Source organism: Streptomyces sp. NPDC098781, from assembly GCF_044759995.1.
Taxonomy (GTDB): Bacteria; Actinomycetota; Actinomycetes; order Streptomycetales; family Streptomycetaceae; genus Streptomyces.
The window spans coordinates 73,590-90,341 of record NZ_JBIWAK010000008.1 but is presented as its reverse complement, the minus strand read 5'-3'; the positions used below and the strand labels follow the sequence as shown (position 1 = coordinate 90,341).

The window sequence follows — 16,752 nt, the reverse complement described above, 5'->3', positions numbered from 1 at the left end:
CCGGCGTCAGCACGGCCTGCGCCACGCGTCCAGTTCCAGCTTCTTCAGCATCGAGGACAGCCGCAGCTCACGGGACGCCTGGCAGAAGCGGGCCGTGGGCTGCGTGTACTCCACGTGGAAGACGGCCTTGTCCGCCGCGGTGAACGGTTCGAGCAGCGCGCACTCGCCGTACTGGGCGCACTCCTCGTTGACCGCGAAGTCGAAGTCGCCCAAGAGCTGCGGGATTTGGGTCAGGTCGTTCTTGAGGCCCACCGCGAGGCCCCGCTCGTGGGCGACGGCGGCGATCATGCGGTTGTAGCGGAGCTGGTCGTGGGCGGTGAGCGGGAACCCGGTGTCGTTGCCGTAGCCCTCGACCAGGTCCGGCTCCACCGCGTCGAAGCCCTTGTCCCGGCACATGTCGAAACGGCGTTCCATGAGGGGCCGCAGCACCTCCAACCGGCGGATGTCCAGCCACCGTTCGCCGTGCCAGCCGTTGGGCCGGCCGAGCACCGAGCGCGGGAAGTCGCGTCGGTCGGGGCGGAAGTCCTCCCAGGCGCCGACGTTGACGTAGCAGATCACCTTGCGGCCGTCGCGGTGCAGGCGGGCGACGTCGGCGGCGCCGTTCTCGAATCCGTCGATGTCGTAGACGGGCACGTCGACGGACGGGTCGACCCTGCCGTCGAGCTGCCATTGCCAGGCCAGTCCGGGACGGGGCTGCCACCGGGCGCCGGGAGGGGTGTCGGGGGCGTGGTCGCCGGTGCACGCGGCCAGTGCGGTCAGGGCCGACAGGACGGCCACGACGGCCCGCAGCGCCCGCCTCACCGGTCCGCCAGCGCGGGCGTCAGCCGGGACCAGGGGTTGGGCAGGTCTCCTGTCACCGGCCCGCACACCCCCGCGCCCCGCTCCGCCGCGGTCCGCATGGCGAGCGGCACCAGCGGCTCGGGTACGCCGTAGACCAGGTGGCACAGCCGCTCGGGGGGCAGCCGCTCGGTCCACGACGGGCGGCTGAAGTCCGACACATATCTCGACCACGGTCCTTCGAAGGTGACGGTCAGGTCGGCGAGCCGGGCATAGCCGGGCGCGGGGTGGACGCCCGGGTTGAGGACGACCGTGGAGGCCCCGAGCCGGCGGGCGGAGCGGACCAGCCGGCGGCAGTCCGGCAACCCGTGCTCGGCCGCCGGCACCTGGTCCAGGAAGCAGCCGTCGACGCCGTACCACTCCTGGTGCCGGCGCAGTTCCGCGGTGATCTGCGCGGGGTCGCGGGCGCCGTAGTCCGTGTCGAGGTAGCCCAGCAGCCGGGCTCCCGCCGTGCGCAGTGCCTTCGCCGCCGTGACGAACGCCGGGTCCGGGGCCTGGCCGGGTCCGTTCGCCGGGTTCAGCACGACGGCGTGGGTGCGGGCGGCGCAGGTGATGAGCCGGTGCCAGGCGGCCGGGTCCTGAGCCGGGTGCACGTACAGCGGGATCAGCAGGCTCACCGCGCCGGTACCCCCTCGGCGGTGCGCGAGCCGGGGCGGGCCGCCGCCCACAGGGCCGCCACGGACGCGTCGAGGGTGTGGACCGGCGACCAGTCGAGGGCGTCCCGGGCGGCGGTGATGTCCGAGCACTGCCAGGAGACCTGCGCGGTCCGGGTGGATCCGCCGGCCTCCGACTCGACGATCCGGCCCCGGAAGCCGGCCGTGTCCGCGAGCGTGCGCACCAGGTCGCGGACCGGACGGGCCCGGCCGCCCCCGATGTTCAGCACGGGCGGCAGCGGTCCGGCGGCCGTGACCGCCAGCCGCGCCGCGCGCGCCACATCCCGTACGTCCACGAAGTCGCGGTGCGCGGACAGGTCACCGAGCCGCAACTCCGCCTCCGGGTCGCTCCCGGCCTCGGCGAGCAGCCGCGCGACCCGGCCGGGCAGCCCGGTGGACGGGGCCCCCGCGCCCACCGGGTTCCCCACCCGCAGCACCACCGCGTCCAGCCCGGACGCGGTGACCGCCACCGTGCCGGCCAGCTTGGTCGCGCCGTACGGTCCGGCCGGCCGGGTCGCCGCCGACTCCGTCACCCGCTCTCCGGGACCGGTGGGTCCGTACTCGGCGGCCGAGCCCAGATGGACCAGCCGGGCGCCCGGCGCCGTGGCCCGCAGCGCCGCGCACAGCACGGCGGGGCCCCGGGCGTTCACCTCCGCGAGGGTGACGGCGTCGCCGCCGGTCGCGCCCGCGCAGTTGACGACGGCGTCGGGCGCGGCCTCGGCGAGGGCCGCCGCCAGGTCCTGCGGGCGGTCGGCGGCGAGGTCCACCGTGACGTCGGCGGCAGCCGAGCGGCCGGCGACCAGGACCCGCGCGCCCGGCAGGGTGCGCAGGTGCTCGACGACGTGCCCCCCGAGGTAGCCGGTGGCGCCGAGTACGAGGATGTGCATGGCTGTTCAGGCTCCCTTGAGCAGCAGCGACTTGCGGCTGGTGAACTCCGCGTTGGCCCGGTCGTAGTCGTCGGGACGGCCGATGTCCAGCCAGTAGCCGTCGAACTCGTAGGCGTGCGGCGGGCGTTCGGCGGCGAGCAGGTCCATCACGAGCTCGTCGAAGCCGAGCGGCAGCCCCGGGGTGTAGCCGTCGAGGGTGGTCCGGGAGACGCCGTAGACGCCCATGGACACCCGGTAGTCGATGCTGGGCTTCTCGGTGAAGGCGACCACCCGGCTGGCGTCGGTGGTCAGCACCCCGAAGTCGATGTGCACCTTGCGGGCGTAGGTGGCGATGGTCAGGGGCGTGCCCGACGCCTCGTGCGTGCGCAGCACGTCGGCGTAGTCGAGGTCGGTGAGCACATCGCCGTTCATCACCAGGAAGTGCTCGGGCAGCCGGTCGCGCAGGGTCAGCAGCGGGCCCATCGTGCCCAGCGGGCTCTCCTCGGTGGCGTAGTCGACCTTCATCCCCCACTGGGCCCCGTCCCCGACGAAGGCCCGGATGATCTCGCCCAGGTGACCGATGGCGATGGTGCAGCCGGTGAAGCCGGCCGTGGACAGCTGCCGCAGCACGATCTCCAGGATCGCGTGCTGGTCGCCGATCGGGACCAGCGGCTTGGGCAGCGCGGTGGTGTAAGGCCGCAGCCTGACGCCCTTTCCGCCGGCCAGGATCACTGCGTGCATGGCATACCTCCTGAGGTACGTGCCGGTCGGGTCAGATGTTGTAGATGCCGGTCTTGTAGCGGGCGAGGTTCGCGGGCTCGGTGAACCACCGGGCGGTCCGGGCGAGGCCCTCCTCCAGGGTGTGGGCGGGCCGCCAGCCGGTCGCCTCGCCGAGCCGGGTGGCGTCCGCGACCAGCCGCATCACCTCGGAGCCCGCGGGCCGCAGCCGCGCGGAGTCCTCCCGTACGTCGAGCGGGGCGTCCATGACCTTGCCGATCAGCGCGACCAGGTCACCGACGGAGATCTCCCCTCCGGTCCCGGCGTTGAAGGTGCGGCCCACCACCTGCTCGGCCGCGGCGGTGCCCACCGCGAGGAACGCCCGCGCGGTGTCCTCGACGAAGGTGAAGTCCCGGGTGGGACGCAGATCGCCGAGCGTGATGGTGCGCTGCCCGGCCGCCACCTGGGCGATGACGGTGGGGATCACCGCGCGCATCGACTGCCGCGGACCGAAGGTGTTGAACGGCCTGAGCGTCACCACGGGCGTGCCGAAACTCGCGTGGTAGCTGTCCGCCAGCCGGTCCCCGCCCGCCTTCGAAGCGGCGTACGGCGACTGGGTGTTGATGGGGTGGTCCTCGGTGATCGGCACGGTCTGCGCGGTGCCGTACGTCTCGCTGGTGGAGGTGTGCACCAGGCGCGGGATCTCCAGCGCGCGGACCGCCTCCAGCACGTTGAGCGTGCCGGTGACATTGGTGTCCACGTAGCTGTGCGGAGCCTGGTAGGAGTACGGGATCGCGATCAGCGCGGCGAGGTGGTAGGCGCAGTCGGCGCCTTCGAGCAGGCCGCGCACCGAGCCCGGGTCGCGTACGTCGCCCAGGACGATCTCCACCTGGTCCAGGACGTCGGCCGGCAGGGTCTCCAGCCAGCCGTACGAGGAGAAGGAGTTGTACTGGGCCATGGCACGGACGCGGTGGCCGGAGGCGACGAGCGCCTCGGTGAGATGCGAGCCGATGAAGCCTTCGGCTCCGGTGACGGCGGCGAGCGGTGCGGAGGTCAACTCTCGGTCCCTTCGTGATGGGGCGGGCCGCGGCCCGTTCAGAGGTCGTGCGTGTGGTCAGGAGTGCTGGTCGGGACGGCTGGGTCAGGAGTGCGGGGACGGCCGGCCGAGCCGGTGCAGCGCGCAGGCCACGAGACAGACGGCGGCGACGGCGCAGACTGCGGGCAGCACGGCCGGTCCCGGTGGCGGGTCCAGCAGGGTGGCCGCCGCGGCCGTGCCGGCGGCGGCCAGGCAGAGCAGTGCGGGTGGCCAGGCCACCCCGAACGCCTGAAGCAGCAGGGCGGTCCACAGGGTTGCCGCCAGGAGCAGCGGTGTGGCCGGGTCGGGGCCGGCGAGCAGGGCGGCCGGGAGCAACAGCAGCAGGTAGGCGGACAGGCACAGGCCGAGGACGGCGGCCGAGCGCAGCAGGAATCCGGCGGGGGTCGCGCTGGACCGCAGCGCGAGGACCGACCAGCCGCGAAAGCGGTACAGCAGCCATTCGGCGGGGCCCATGCTGAGGGTCAGGGCGATCACCGCGTACGGCTGCCGCCGGCCCTCCAGCATCACGAGTACCGCCGCGGCCAGCCCGAACAGGCCGTACGGCAGGGACGTGAGCAGCCTGGGCCGCGCGGCGTCGGATGCCGGCTGCCCGGCCCGGCCCGACCGCAGGACGTGACCGGCGGCCACCGAGGTGGCCAGCAGTGCGAGCAGGGGCAGCCCGGCCCGCGCTATCGCGCCGGGGTCCCACCAGGGCAGCACGGCGGCGCCCGCGACCAGTGGGCTGAGCGCGGCCAGCAGCAGCCGCTCCCGGGCCAGGACCAGCAGCACGCCCGCGCCCGCCAGGTACAGGGACTGGGCGGCGGCCACCCCGACGGCCGTCGCGCTGTCGGCGGCCGTCGCGGCGAGGGCCGTGGCCGCCGCGGCGCCCAGCAGGGACCCGGTCAGCAGGGTTCCGCAGGCCTCCCGGCGGCCCGCCACCAGCCGCAGATGCGCGCGGTGGCCCAGCGCCTGGCCCCACGCCCAGGAGAAGACGCCCGCCACGATCAGCACGGGAGCGTGCCGGTCGAGCGGCCACAGCGGCGCGATGAGCAGGTAGGCCAGGGCGGGCAGCGCGAACAGCACGCCGCGCAGCAGGCAGCGCAGGGTGTCGGGCCGCCACGGGTCGGCCGCGGGCGGCGGCTCGGGAAACGTCCGGGGCACCCGCTCGTACAGCGCCGTCGCCAGGGAGAAGAGGTTCGGGTGGCCGTAGCGCTCCTTGATGACCGTGGCGGGCAGGCCCTCCGCCTCCAGCAGGGCGGCCACCTCGTAGGGATGGACGGCCGGCCCTATGGCGTCGGCCAGTTCGGCGGCCAGCGTGCTGACAGCCTCCTCGTCGGGGCCACGGGCGGGCAGCCGGATCGCGAGCGTGGCATCGTCCAGGGCCCAGCGCGGGCGGCGACGCGGCGGGCGGGGTTCGGCCAGCCGCAGGGCGAGGGTGTCCCGCTCGGCGCCGCCGGGCTCCAGGGACATCGGACCGCTCATCCGGTCAGGCTCCCCGTGCCGCTGACGGCCGGAGCGGGCAGCACGATCCTGGCCGGCGACTCCACTGTCCCTGCCGCCAGTTCGTGGTAGATCGCGCGGAAGGTGTCGATGGTCTGCCGCAGCGTGAACTGCTCGATCACCCGCAGCCGCGCCGCCTCGCCCATCGCCCGGCGCCGCACCGGATCGCCGAGCAGTTCCAGCGCGGCGGCGGCCATGGCGGCCGGATCGCGCGGCGGTACGACGAGTCCGGTGTCGCCGACGGCCTCGCGTACGCCGCCGACGTCGGTGGACACGGTCGCCCGGCCGCACGACATGGCCTCGATCAGCGTGAACGGGAAGCCCTCGCTGATGCTGGACAGCATCACCACGTTCCCCGCGGCATAGGCGTCCTTGATGTCCTCGACGCGGCCCTCGAAGGTCACCGCGTCGGCGTGCCCCAGCTGGGCGGCCAGGGCCTCGCAGCGTTCCCGGTACGCCTCGCCGCCCCGGGGTGTGCCGCCGAACAACCGCAGGCGCACGTCCGGCAGTTGGTTCCGGACGAGAGCGAAGGCGCGGATCAGCGTCTCCAGGTCCTTGATCGGGTCGACCCGTCCGGCCCAGCTCAGCGTGAGGTTCTCCGGCTCCGGTCCGGCCGGCGGGAAGGCCGCGGGATCGACGCCGTTGTAGACGGTGCGGATCGACTCCGGGTCGGCGCCGCCCTGCTCCTCCCACAGCCGGTTGTAGCGGTTGCCGGGGGTGATCAGCGCCGCCTTGCGGTAACTCTCCTCCGCCAGCAGCCGGAAGAAGCCCAGCACCACGGCCTTGACCGGCCAGCGGTACGGCGCGGTGCGATAGCCGAGGTAGCGCTCACGCAGATAGACCCCGTGCTCGGTGAGCAGCAGCGGCACCCCGTACCGCTCCCGTGCGGCCAGCCCCGGCAGCACGGCGACGCCACCGCTGACGGCGTGCGCGACGCCGTCCTGCGGGGGCGGCGCGGCCAGCGGGCGCAGCGCGTGTTCGAGCAGGGCGGTGGCGGTGAGCGCGTCGTGCAACGTCGGCCGCGCCTCACACACGGCCAGCCCGGGACGGGTCCATACGGCGGTCAGGATCGCGATCGCCGTGTCGCCCCGCAGGAAGGGGCTGAGCTCGCCGGCCGCCGCCGCCCGCGCCAGGGTGTGCAGGGCGGGTGCGAAACCGCCCTCGGCGCGGGGGTCGAGAAGTGCGGTCAGGAACTGCTCGTAGGCGCCGGCGAGTTGCCTGCGCGCCCGGCCGCGCGGCGGGCGGCCTTCGGGAGCGGTGCCCCACATGGGGACGGACAGGACGCCGCGGACATGGTCAGGTAGGTCCCACACGATCGACTCCCGTCCGGTGCCGGTGACGGCGATGACGTCGAACTCGATGTCGGGCATGCCGGTGACGAGCTGGTCGCACCAGACACTCACACCCCCGTGACTGTGCGGGTAGGTGCCTTCGGTGAGCAGGGTGACGCGCGCGGCGGCATCGCGCCGCGCGCCGTGGTGAACGTGCATCGTTGTGCTCCACGGCCGAGGTGTGGGGAGGGGTGCCGGTCCCGGCGCGCCGAGGGGCGGCCGGGACCTCGCTGCCGGTGCGCCCGGTCAGCTCCCCGCGGGAGAGACGGGCTCGGCCACGCCCTCGGGCACGCGGGCGTCCGGTGCCGGGTCGGTGGCCGGCGCGGATCGGCCGGCGCCGTCGCCCGTGGAGGATGCCGCGGACTGCGGCAGGGTGAGGACGATCGCCCCGGTCGGGCTGGTCCACCCGGACCGTTCGCCCGCGTAGGCGTCGCCGAAGGCGGAGCCGGACCGGGTGGTGCCGTCGGGCATCGTGGCGGGGACGTCGACGCCGGCGGGGCTCTCGACGGTGACGGTGTCCCCGATCCGGTAGGCGGTGACCTGCCCGTCGGCGATCGCGGTCCGCCACGCGGCGCGCCGCTCCAGCTCGTTGCCGATGTCCTTCATTCTCAGGTTGACCACCGGCGTGTTCTGCGCGAACAGCGTGTCGTAGGTGTCGAGCACGCCGTCCAGGACCGGGTACGCGATCCGGTCCTCGGCCAGGTTGGACTGGTGGATGAAGTGCGGCTTGGGGTCGTTGCCGAGGACGTGGCCGAGCGCGATCTGCCGCTCCAGGGGAACGATGTGCTGCGGGTAGCCGGTGGCCGTGTCCAGCGGTGCGGGCAGACACGTGGTGGTGGCCGGGTTGTCCTCGCAGATGCCGCTGCCGCCCTGCGCGCGGCTGGTGTAGATCCAGTTGTACTCGTCGACCTGCTCGGCGGCGCGGCCCGCGTTGTAGAAGATGTTCATCGGGTAGCGCGGGACGGTGGTGGCGGGGCCGACCTGCCGCGGGGCGGGTTCACGGGAGTTGTCCGAGGCGAGCCAGGTGATGCCGGTGTCGGCGAGGGCGAGCGCCAGGTTGGGGTTGTCGGCCGGCTGCTGGGGCAGCACCCGCAGTCCGGAGTGCTCACCCGTCACCAACTCGTCGCTGTTCAGCGGCAGTCCGGCCGACCGACCCCACACCGTGTTGTGGGCGATTTCGTCGGCGACGTCGCTGCGGCTGACCCACTTGGTGCTGCCGTCGGGGTTGGTGGCGCACCGCCACGGCACCACCGCGGTGTCCTGTTCGCAGCCGAGGAAGGCGTGTGTGTAGGTGTGGTTGATCCAGCGGAACTCGGCCCGTTCGGCCACCAACCGGTCGGCCAGCGGGTCGGCCCCGTTGTTGTCCTCACGGTGGTCGACGCTGCCTGCCCCGTTGTAGGCGAGGTCGAGCGTGAAGCCCCGCTCGCGCTGCCATGCGACGGCGTGGTCGACGTCCTGGGGCGTCATCCTGATCGGGTCGGGCGTGGCGTTCGGGTCCGTGCAGTCCACGTCGCCGGGAGTGCAGTTGAGCGTGGAGTTCCAGCGGTCGTCGGCCGCGAACACGTCGTCGACGTGCACGGCGAAGTAGTTGCGGGAGGCGCCCAGGTGCACCCCGCCGGTCATCCACTCGACGATGCCGCGGGCCAGCAGCCGGAACTGCTGCTGGTACTGGTTGTAGACGAACGTGACGACGAGTTCGCGCCGCCCGTCGTGCCGGTACTCCCCCACCAGCGAGCCCTGCTTGGTCGTGCCCGGGATCGGCGCCTGGACGTACGGGGTGAAGTCGGCACCGGCCATCGGCGTCGACAGGAAGGCGTAACTCTCGCCGACCGTCGGCGAGTTGTCCTCGAAGGGCACCGGCCCGTCGAGGTAGTCGAACGGGCCTGTCCGCCCGGCGTCCGTGACCTGGGCCTGCACTCCGTCGACGCTGCCCGAGTAGCCGCCGTGGACCGGGTACTGGAGTCCCGCCTCGGGGCGGGCGTAGGTGTAGGCGTCGACCTGTGGGATGCCGTAGGCCTGCTCGTACGCCACCAGCGCGGCCATCTCCGCCGAGCCGGCCGGGAACGGGTTGTCGTTGGGCAGGACGACCGCCTGGAACTTGGCGCGGTCCCGGCCGTCCACGGTGTCCGCGAGGTAACCGGCGTCGATCACGGGGCGGTCGGAACTGGTGAGGTCGATCTCCGTGTACGGCGTCCCCGCGGTGTCCAGTTCGGCGGCGATGGCGTCGGTGGCCGGACCGCCGTCGCTGACGACGAGCACCCGCAGGTCGATGCGGGGCGGCGGCGCGGCCGTCGCCTGTGCGGCCGGTAGGCCGATGGCTGCTATCAGCGCACCCGTCGTGAGCAGGCTGGTGCGTAAGGTCCGCTTCATGCGGTGCTGTCCCCTCCCCGGGCAGGGGTGAGTAATGCTCCGCTGAGCGGACACACCCCCGCGCGTGACGCCGGATTCCCCCTCCGAGACCGGTCGTCGACGCATCCGTCGCGTCAAATGGTGATGTATCTGTGGAGCTTTCGTGCTCTTGCTGCGGAACCTGACGGAAAAACGCAGGTGCGGCGCACTCGGGCACCCCGGCCGGACCGTGTGCTCGACGATGGATCACGGGGGCCGGCCGGAACGGCTTCGGCCACTCCCCCGCAGGTGAGAGGGGGGACGGCCGCGGCGACGGGGCGCCGGGATCCATCGGTGCGACTGCCACTGGTATGGACCGGTCGGGCCGTCGGCCGCGGGGCCGGTTTCAGGTCATCTTGTCCGATCATCCGGGCGGGTCATCCCGGGAGGTCATCCCGGGAGGTCATCCCGTGGGGTCTTCCCGTGGGGACGACGGTGGCGGGCAGGTCAGTCCCGGACGGTGACCCCGAAGCGGGTGCGCAGCCGCCACATCTCCCACGCCGATACGGCGGTCACCGACAGCGGTCCGCCCAACAGGGAGCAGAACTGGGCCACCGGCGGACCCGCCGGCATGCCGTTGCCGATCAGGTTGAACACGGCGAGCACCCACACCAGTACGCCGGTGACCACGGGCGGCAGCATCGGGTGCACATAGGCGGTGTTGAAGGCGCTGCGCGCGGAGTACAGCGACGCCAGGAAGAGGAAGGGCAGCCCCCAGAAGATGGCGACGAGCACGAGGACCGCGAACGGTGCCACCTGCCAGCCGTGCAGGTCGTCCTTGAATCCGGTGCCGCCCGCGACATAGATGGTCGCGGCGAGCACGACCAGGCTCAGCAGATACCAGCCGACCGCCTTGAGCGGGGCGTGCAGCCGGGAGCGCAGCTGGGGCCTGAGATGCGGGGGCGTGTAGAGGATGAACCCGAGAACGACCAGGGGCCCGGTGCAGATCAGCAGGATCGGCGTGACGATCGCGTTGGCGAAGCCCGTCTCCGCCGCGTTGTTCCACCGGTCCTTCTCCACGCCGTAGACGAGGATCAGCGCGAGGCTGGCCAGCACACCGAGCACGGTCCGGGCCACCTGGACCCGGTCCACCGTGCGGTCCACGATCCGGTCCCCGCTCTGGTGCACGAAGAGCTTGGTGGCGACGCGGTGGGCGGAACGGAGGATCAGGGTGGCGAGGAAGAGCGGGGAGAAGTACCACAGACAGCTGCGGCGCCGCGCCGCGGGAACGGGCGCGGCGGGCGGTGGGCCATAGGGGTTCGGGTTCGGGTACGGGTTCTGGTTCGGGTACAGGGTCTGGTTCGGGTTCGGCGCGGGCGGACCGTAGGGGTTGCCGCCGGAGTTGGGCCCGTACGGGGCGCCCCAGCCCTGCCCACCCGGTCCATTGCCGCCCGGTTGCCCCGAGCCGGGTCCAGGACCCCATCCCCCCGTTGCCATGGCCTTGCTCCCACCGTTCGTTTCCGGCCGGACGCCGTGTGACGCCCGGAGACAACGCGGCAGTGTAGTGGCCCCTGAGGCACGGGCCGCGGTCACCCTCGTGGTCGCACGGAGACCCGGGCCGACTACGCAGGTTGACCCTCCGTCAGCTTTCCGGGGCCGCGCCCAGGCCGGTCAGAGCGCCGACCGGATCCAGGTCGGGGGTGCCGCGCGGCCACCAGTCGTCGTGGCCCGGCTCCGACTCGTACGGGTACCACAGCCCGTCCCGGCCGAGGCGGAGCTGGACATGGCCGCGGGGGTGGGTGAGGTGGTTGCGCCAGGGGCGGAAGGCGGGGAGGTCGGCGGCGAGGAGAAGGGGGCGGGCCCGGTCGAAGCGGCCGGCCGGCGGGTCCCAAGGTTCCTCCAGGACGGCCAGCCCTTCGAAGCCGCCTTGACGCCAGGCGGCGACCGCGCGGGCCAGATCGGCCGGGGTGCGGTCGGCGGCCGAGGCGAGGGAGGAGTACAGGGCGCGGGTGGTGGCGGTGAGGCCGGAACCGGGGCGGGCGGCGGCCAGCCGGACCGCGTCCTGCCACAGCGTCAGTTCGGCGACCGGGTCGCGTCCGGTGGCGAGGAGGGCGTGTGCGCGGGCGGCCGCGTCGGTCGCCAGCTGGTCCAGCGCGAGGGGGTCCGGGCCGCCCGGGGACGCCGGGTAGACGGGCGGCTGCTCGGGGTGCGGGGGCAGGGGCAACGGGGCCGGGAGGGGCGGGAGTCGGCGCTCCGGGGCCAACGCGTCGGTGGCCCGTAGGCCCGCCGGAGGTGCCGGTTCCTGGTCCTGCGCGGCGCGGGCCGCCCGGGTGGCGCTCAGGCGGGACAGCGCGTCGAGCAGCTCGCGTTCGCCACGGCCGCGCAGCAGGAGCAGCACGAAGGGGTCGGCGTCCAGCAGGCGTGCGGTCTGGTAGCACAGGGCGGCGGCGTGTTTGCAGGGGTGGCCCCGGTCGGGGCAGCTGCAACGGGGGTCCAGGTCGCCGGCCCCCGGCAGCAGCGGCACCCCGCACTTGGCCAGGGACCGCGGCATCTCCTTGTCCAGCAGCGCCGCGATATGCCCCGGACGCTCGGCGACGGCGTCCAGGAACCGCGCCCAGTCGGCGTCGTCCAGCGTGCGCAGCCGCACCTGCACGCGATACGGCCGTGGCCGGCTGCCCCGCACATACGCCAGCACCAGCCCCGGCGTCACGGTGATGGCGTCGACGTTCCCCTCCCGCGCGTACCCGCGCCCGCGGGCGAGCCGGGCCGTGTCGAGGGCCCCCTCCTCCAGCGCTGACACCCAGGCGTTGCCCCACCAGGTCTCGGCGAAGCGGGCGTCGTCGGCCGGGCGGGGCGCGAAGGCGGGGAAGGTGCGGCGCAGGTCGCCGTCGCGGGCCGGTGCGGCCATGGAACGGGGGACCTGGGGTGCCGCGAGAGGCGGGGCGGTCGTGTCGGGGACGGGGGCGGCGTCGTAGGTCGTGACCGGGTGGTCCGGTGCTGTCTCCGTGGCGGGGGTGCGGGAAGGCGAGGTGGGGGTGCGGGAAGGCGAGGTGGGGGTGCGGGAAGGCGAGGTGGGGGTCGTCGGCGGCGTCCGCTCATCCCTGTGGCCTCCGGCCGCCTCGGTCGGCGCCGGGTCGGCGTGGGGCGAGTCCAGGGACGGCATCCGGAACGCACCGGCGAGCAGGCCCCGCACGTCACGGGCACGCCGCACGTCGGCGCCGTCGCCGGCGTCGGCGTCGGCGTCGGCGGGCTGCGGCTCACGGGAAGCGGCCGGCGGCCCCGGGCGACGCGGCCTTCGCGTGCCCGCAGTCACGGTCCGGTCGGCCGACTCCGACTCGGCCCGCCGCCGCTCCTCCATGGCGGCACGCAGGGCTTCACGGGCGACGTCCCCAGGGCGTACCCCCTGTCGGCCGGACGCGGGTTCGGGCGCCTCGGAACCGAAGCCCGCGTCCCCGCTGGAGACATGGGGGTTCGTGGGCCCTTGCCCGGACTCGCCGGCTGCTCCGGACCGCCCCGCCTCACGGTCCCCCTCCGCCGCGTCCGGACCGCCGGCACCGGCGCCGACCCCCCTGCCCCGCTCCCGGGCGGGGCGCAGTGCCGCACGGGCGGCGTCGCCGGGTCGGGGTTCCCGACGGTCGGGCCCGCCGGCGGGCGACGCCTCATCGGCGGCTGACTCCCCACCCGCGGCCAACTCCTCGGCTCCGGGGGCCTCCTGCACCGCATCCTGCTTCGCGGCCGACGCCGACGCCGACGCCAACGCCGACTCCGAACCACGGGCGGCTCCCGCCCCCAGCGCCCCCGACCGCCCCTCCCGAGCAGCCCGCAGCGCCCGGCGTGCCACATCCGCGGGCTTGGTCTCGGGCTCCGGCTCCGGCGCGTGCTGGGGTTCCGGTTCGGGTTCGGTTTCGCCCGAACGGATCGGCTCCTCCGGCTCCGTCACGACTCCCTCCTCAGCGACACCAGGTCGGACAGCTCACGGTCCGTCAACTCGGTGAGAGCCGACTCGCCGGAGCCGAGGATCGCGTCGGCCAACGCCCGCTTGGATTCGAGCATCTCGGCGATGCGGTCCTCGACCGTGCCCTCGGTGATGAGGCGGTGGACCTGGACGGGCTGGGTCTGGCCGATGCGATAGGCGCGGTCGGTGGCCTGTTCCTCGACGGCCGGGTTCCACCAGCGGTCGAAGTGGACGACATGGCCCGCGCGGGTGAGGTTCAGGCCGGTACCCGCCGCCTTGAGGGACAGGACCAGGACCGGAGTCGCGCCGCTCTGGAAGCGGTCCACCATCCGTTCCCGCTCGGGAACCGGCGTGCCGCCGTGGAGCAGGTCCACCGGGACCGCCCGGGCGGCGAGGTGGGAGGCGATCAGCCGGGCCATGCCCACGTACTGCGTGAAGACCAGCGCCGAGCCGTCCTCGGCCAGCAGGGTGTCCAGCAGTTCGTCCAGCAGCGTCAACTTGCCCGAGCGGACGGCCAGTCGCTCGGTCGCCGACGCCGTCTCCTCCTTCAGATACAGCGCCGGGTGGTCGCAGATCTGCTTGAGGGAGGTGAGCAGCTTCAGCACCATGCCCCGGCGCGCCATGCCCTCCGCCGTCTCGATGGCGTACATCGACTCACGCACCACCGCCTCGTAGAGCGCCGCCTGTTCACGGGTGAGCGGGACGGGGTGGTCCGTCTCCGTCTTGGGCGGCAGTTCCGGGACGATGCCGGGGTCGGACTTCTTGCGGCGCAGGAGGAAGGGCCGCACCAGGCGGGCCAGCCGGGCCACCGCCTCCTGGTCCTCGCCGTTCTCGACCGCGCGCGCGTGCCGGGCGCGGAAGGACTTCAGTGGGCCGAGCAGTCCTGGTGTCGTCCAGTCGAGCAGGGCCCACAGCTCGGAGAGGTTGTTCTCCACCGGTGTGCCGGTCAGCGCCACGCGTGCGGGCGTCGGGATCGTGCGCAGGGCCTTCGCGGTCGCCGAGTACGGGTTCTTGACGTGCTGCGCCTCGTCGGCGACGACCATGCCCCAGGGGTGCCGGGCCAGCGTCTGCGCCGCGGACCGCATGGTGCCGTACGTCGTGAGGACGAAGCCGCCGTCCAGGTCCTCCAGGCTGCGCTCCGGGCCGTGGAAGCGACGGACGGGGACGCCGGGCGCGAAACGGGTGATCTCCCGCTGCCAGTTGCCGAGCAGCGACGCCGGGCAGACGACCAGGGTCGGGGCGGTCCGGGCGCGCTTCAGATGCAGCGCGATGACGGTGATCGTCTTGCCCAGTCCCATGTCGTCGGCGAGGCAGCCGCCCAGCCCCAGGGATGTCATGAGCTCCAGCCAGCCCAGGCCTCGGAGTTGGTAGTCCCGCAGTGTCGCCCGCAGTCCCGGCGGTGGCTGTGCCGGTCGTTCTCCCGCTGTCAGCCGGTCCCGCAGCGCGGCCAGGGCGCCGACCGGTACCGCCTCGACGCTCTCGCCGTCGACCTCCGCGCTGCCGGTGAGGGCGACGGACAGCGCGTCGACCGGGTCGAGCAGACCGAGTTCGCGCTTGCGGGCCTTGCGGACGAGGGCCGGGTCGACCAGCACCCAGCTGTCCCGCAGCCGCACGACCGGGCGGTGCGCCTCGGCGAGCGTGTCCATCTCGGCCTCGGTGAGCGGGTCGCCGCCGATCGCCAACTGCCAGCGGAACTGGAGCAGTTCCTCACTCTCGAAGAATCCGGTGCCGTCGGTCGCCGAGCCCGGCGCGGGCCGTACGATCGCCGCCGCGCTGAGGTCCTGCGCCAGGTCCCGGGGCCAGTGCACCGCCACCCCGGCCGCCGCCAGCCGGTTGGCGGCGACTCCCAGCAGGTCGCCCAACTCCTCGTCGGACAGCGCCAGTACATCGGGCACGTCCTGCTCGGACAGCCGGTCCAGCGGCGCCCACACCCGCGCCGCGCGCCGCACCGCGAGCGCCGCGTCCACCCGCGCGCGTGGCCCGAACGCCGCGTCCGCCTCGCCCGACCACAGGGCGGCCGCATCGGCCAGCAGGGTGGGGTCGGCGAGGCTGTGCACCTGGACGATGGCCGCGCCCGCGCTGCGGACGCCTTCGTCGCGGTCGTCGAAGAGGTCGTAGGCCGACAGGTCCAGGCGGAGCGAGATCCGCACGCCCGCGTCCATGCCGGCGGCGACCTCGGCGGCCCAGTCGTGTGCGCCGGGCAGGTGCTGGGCCTCGCGCGCGGCGAAGGGCCGCCCCGAGACGTGCGGTGCGGCGGGCGTGCGGGGCAAGGTGTCGGCGACCGCGTCCAGGAAGGCACGCATCAGCGCCTCCGGTTCGGGCAGCCGCAGCGGGCCCGGTCCGGGCAGTGGGACGGCATGGCCCTCGTAGGGCAGGGCCGCGGCGATCGCGCGCAGCTGCGCGATGTCGTCCGGGTCGAGCGGGCCGGCCCGCCAGGCGTCGTGGCCGGTCGGGGTCAGTCCGGGCAGCAGCCGGCCGCGCGCGGTGAGCCGCAGGGCGTGCAGCGCGGCCGCGCCCCAGCAGGCGGTGGCGGGATGGGCGGCCGGGTCGCGCCGGGCCCGCGCGAGCAGCGGCAGTGCCTCGCCGAGCGGCAGGGTCAGCGCGGGGGTGGTCCGGCGGCGGACGCCGGCTCCATGACGTCGTACGACAGTGAGCTCGGTGTCCTCGGCGGGCAGTGGTGCGCCCGCCGGGTCCCAGAAGGCGACCCGCCCCTCACGCGGGAGGGGGGCGGGCAGGAAGACGGCCGCGAGCCGGACGGGGACGGCCTCCCCCGCACGCTCGGCCACCGCGGTCCTGTCGCTCATACGTCCTGTCACCTCCCGCCCTCCAGTCGGATCAACCGTCTCCGACTCTACGGGCGGGGTCTGACAATCGGCCCCGGCGGCCGGTGCGGGGCCGGTGTCTCACGGGGTGATCAAGGGACCGTGCGGGAGACGACGTACACGAACGGATGCTCCGGATCGGACATGTTCACGACGACGTCCTTGGTGGGCGCCGGGTTCTTCTGCTTGTGCACGAAGCCGTACCACGGTCCCGGGCCGTCGAAGTCCCAGCCGGTGATCTTCCGGTCGCGGGCGTTGATGGTGATCTCGTCCTGCTCGAGGTCGTCCCGGTCGGCGCCCATGGCCTTCAGATAGCCGTCCAGGTTCTTGTTGGTCGTCTCGAACTGGACGTAGAGACGGCTGGTCTTCCAGTTGTTGGTCTCGTAGTACGCGACCTTGTACGACGGGATCGGGATCGGGATCTGGTAGACGCGCCGCTGGACCCGCGACGGCCAGCCCGCGCTCAGGCCGGTCGCCGAGTACTTCTCCTCCTTGTCCTTGCCGCTGTTGCGGCTCTGGTTGGCGGAGATGACCAGATAGCCGGCGGGAACGCCGATGAGCAGCACGATGATGAGCAGCGTGAGCGCCCTGCGCCGGATCATGTGGCGACGGTCCTCGGCCGGCTGCTGCGGCTGGTTCGAGGAGTCGGCCGTGGGTGGTACGGACAC

12 protein-coding genes are annotated in these 16,752 nt (G+C 73.8%); all 12 read right to left on the bottom strand.

Annotated features, from left to right (window positions below; all coding sequences use genetic code 11):
• Positions 1-6 precede the first annotated feature (6 nt).
• Positions 7-801 (bottom strand): endo alpha-1,4 polygalactosaminidase, encoded by a 795-nt coding sequence (locus ACIQWG_RS29700; RefSeq protein ID WP_404101240.1) that lies wholly within the window; start codon positions 799-801, stop codon positions 7-9.
• A complete protein-coding gene (locus tag ACIQWG_RS29695) occupies positions 798-1,454 on the bottom strand; it encodes a spherulation-specific family 4 protein (RefSeq protein WP_404101238.1) in 657 nt (218 codons plus the stop codon). Before ACIQWG_RS29695 ends, ACIQWG_RS29700 begins: the two co-directional genes overlap by 4 nt.
• Positions 1,451-2,377, bottom strand: a complete 927-nt coding sequence (locus ACIQWG_RS29690) for an NAD-dependent epimerase/dehydratase family protein (RefSeq protein ID WP_404101236.1) — start codon at positions 2,375-2,377, stop codon at positions 1,451-1,453. The genes ACIQWG_RS29695 and ACIQWG_RS29690 overlap by 4 nt, the downstream gene beginning before the upstream one ends.
• Positions 2,378-2,383: 6 nt before the next feature.
• Entirely contained in the window at positions 2,384-3,097 is a 714-nt protein-coding gene (locus tag ACIQWG_RS29685; RefSeq protein ID WP_404101234.1) for an NDP-sugar synthase, read from the bottom strand.
• A 31-nt stretch (positions 3,098-3,128) separates the two neighbouring features.
• The gene (locus ACIQWG_RS29680; protein WP_404101232.1) at positions 3,129-4,130 is read right to left on the bottom strand and encodes a GDP-mannose 4,6-dehydratase; all 1,002 of its coding nucleotides are present in this window, start codon (positions 4,128-4,130) and stop codon (positions 3,129-3,131) included.
• Between the two features lie 84 nt (positions 4,131-4,214).
• Positions 4,215-5,630 (bottom strand): hypothetical protein, encoded by a 1,416-nt coding sequence (locus ACIQWG_RS29675; protein ID WP_404101230.1) that lies wholly within the window; start codon positions 5,628-5,630, stop codon positions 4,215-4,217.
• On the bottom strand, positions 5,627-7,138 hold the full coding sequence (pelF, locus tag ACIQWG_RS29670) for a GT4 family glycosyltransferase PelF (RefSeq protein ID WP_404101229.1): 1,512 nt from the start codon (positions 7,136-7,138) through the stop codon (positions 5,627-5,629). Before pelF ends, ACIQWG_RS29675 begins: the two co-directional genes overlap by 4 nt.
• 87 nt (positions 7,139-7,225) lie before the next feature.
• The gene (locus ACIQWG_RS29665; protein ID WP_404101228.1) at positions 7,226-9,349 is read right to left on the bottom strand and encodes a hypothetical protein; all 2,124 of its coding nucleotides are present in this window, start codon (positions 9,347-9,349) and stop codon (positions 7,226-7,228) included.
• Between the two features lie 465 nt (positions 9,350-9,814).
• A complete protein-coding gene (locus ACIQWG_RS29660) occupies positions 9,815-10,804 on the bottom strand; it encodes a hypothetical protein (protein WP_404101227.1) in 990 nt (329 codons plus the stop codon).
• Between the two features lie 145 nt (positions 10,805-10,949).
• A complete protein-coding gene (locus ACIQWG_RS29655) occupies positions 10,950-13,247 on the bottom strand; it encodes an SWIM zinc finger family protein (RefSeq protein WP_404101226.1) in 2,298 nt (765 codons plus the stop codon).
• Complete coding sequence (locus ACIQWG_RS29650; RefSeq protein WP_404101225.1) at positions 13,244-16,066, bottom strand: SNF2-related protein; 2,823 nt, start codon at positions 16,064-16,066, stop codon at positions 13,244-13,246. The genes ACIQWG_RS29655 and ACIQWG_RS29650 overlap by 4 nt, the downstream gene beginning before the upstream one ends.
• A 110-nt stretch (positions 16,067-16,176) precedes the next feature.
• Positions 16,177-16,752 carry a sugar kinase gene (locus ACIQWG_RS29645; protein WP_404101224.1) on the bottom strand — a complete coding sequence of 192 codons (576 nt, stop codon included), beginning with the start codon at positions 16,750-16,752 and terminating at the stop codon, positions 16,177-16,179.

Bases quoted from the DNA above. Each gene is read 5' to 3' on its own strand.
- ACIQWG_RS29690 (WP_404101236.1), bottom strand. From the start codon at position 2,377: ATGCACATCCTCGTACTCGGCGCCACCGGCTACCTCGGGGGGCACGTC.
- ACIQWG_RS29685 (WP_404101234.1), bottom strand. From the start codon at position 3,097: ATGCACGCAGTGATCCTGGCCGGCGGAAAGGGCGTCAGGCTGCGGCCT.
- ACIQWG_RS29675 (WP_404101230.1), bottom strand. From the start codon at position 5,630: ATGAGCGGTCCGATGTCCCTGGAGCCCGGCGGCGCCGAGCGGGACACC.
- pelF (WP_404101229.1), bottom strand. From the start codon at position 7,138: ATGCACGTTCACCACGGCGCGCGGCGCGATGCCGCCGCGCGCGTCACC.
- ACIQWG_RS29665 (WP_404101228.1), bottom strand. From the start codon at position 9,349: ATGAAGCGGACCTTACGCACCAGCCTGCTCACGACGGGTGCGCTGATA.
- ACIQWG_RS29660 (WP_404101227.1), bottom strand. From the start codon at position 10,804: ATGGCAACGGGGGGATGGGGTCCTGGACCCGGCTCGGGGCAACCGGGC.
- ACIQWG_RS29650 (WP_404101225.1), bottom strand. From the start codon at position 16,066: ATGAGCGACAGGACCGCGGTGGCCGAGCGTGCGGGGGAGGCCGTCCCC.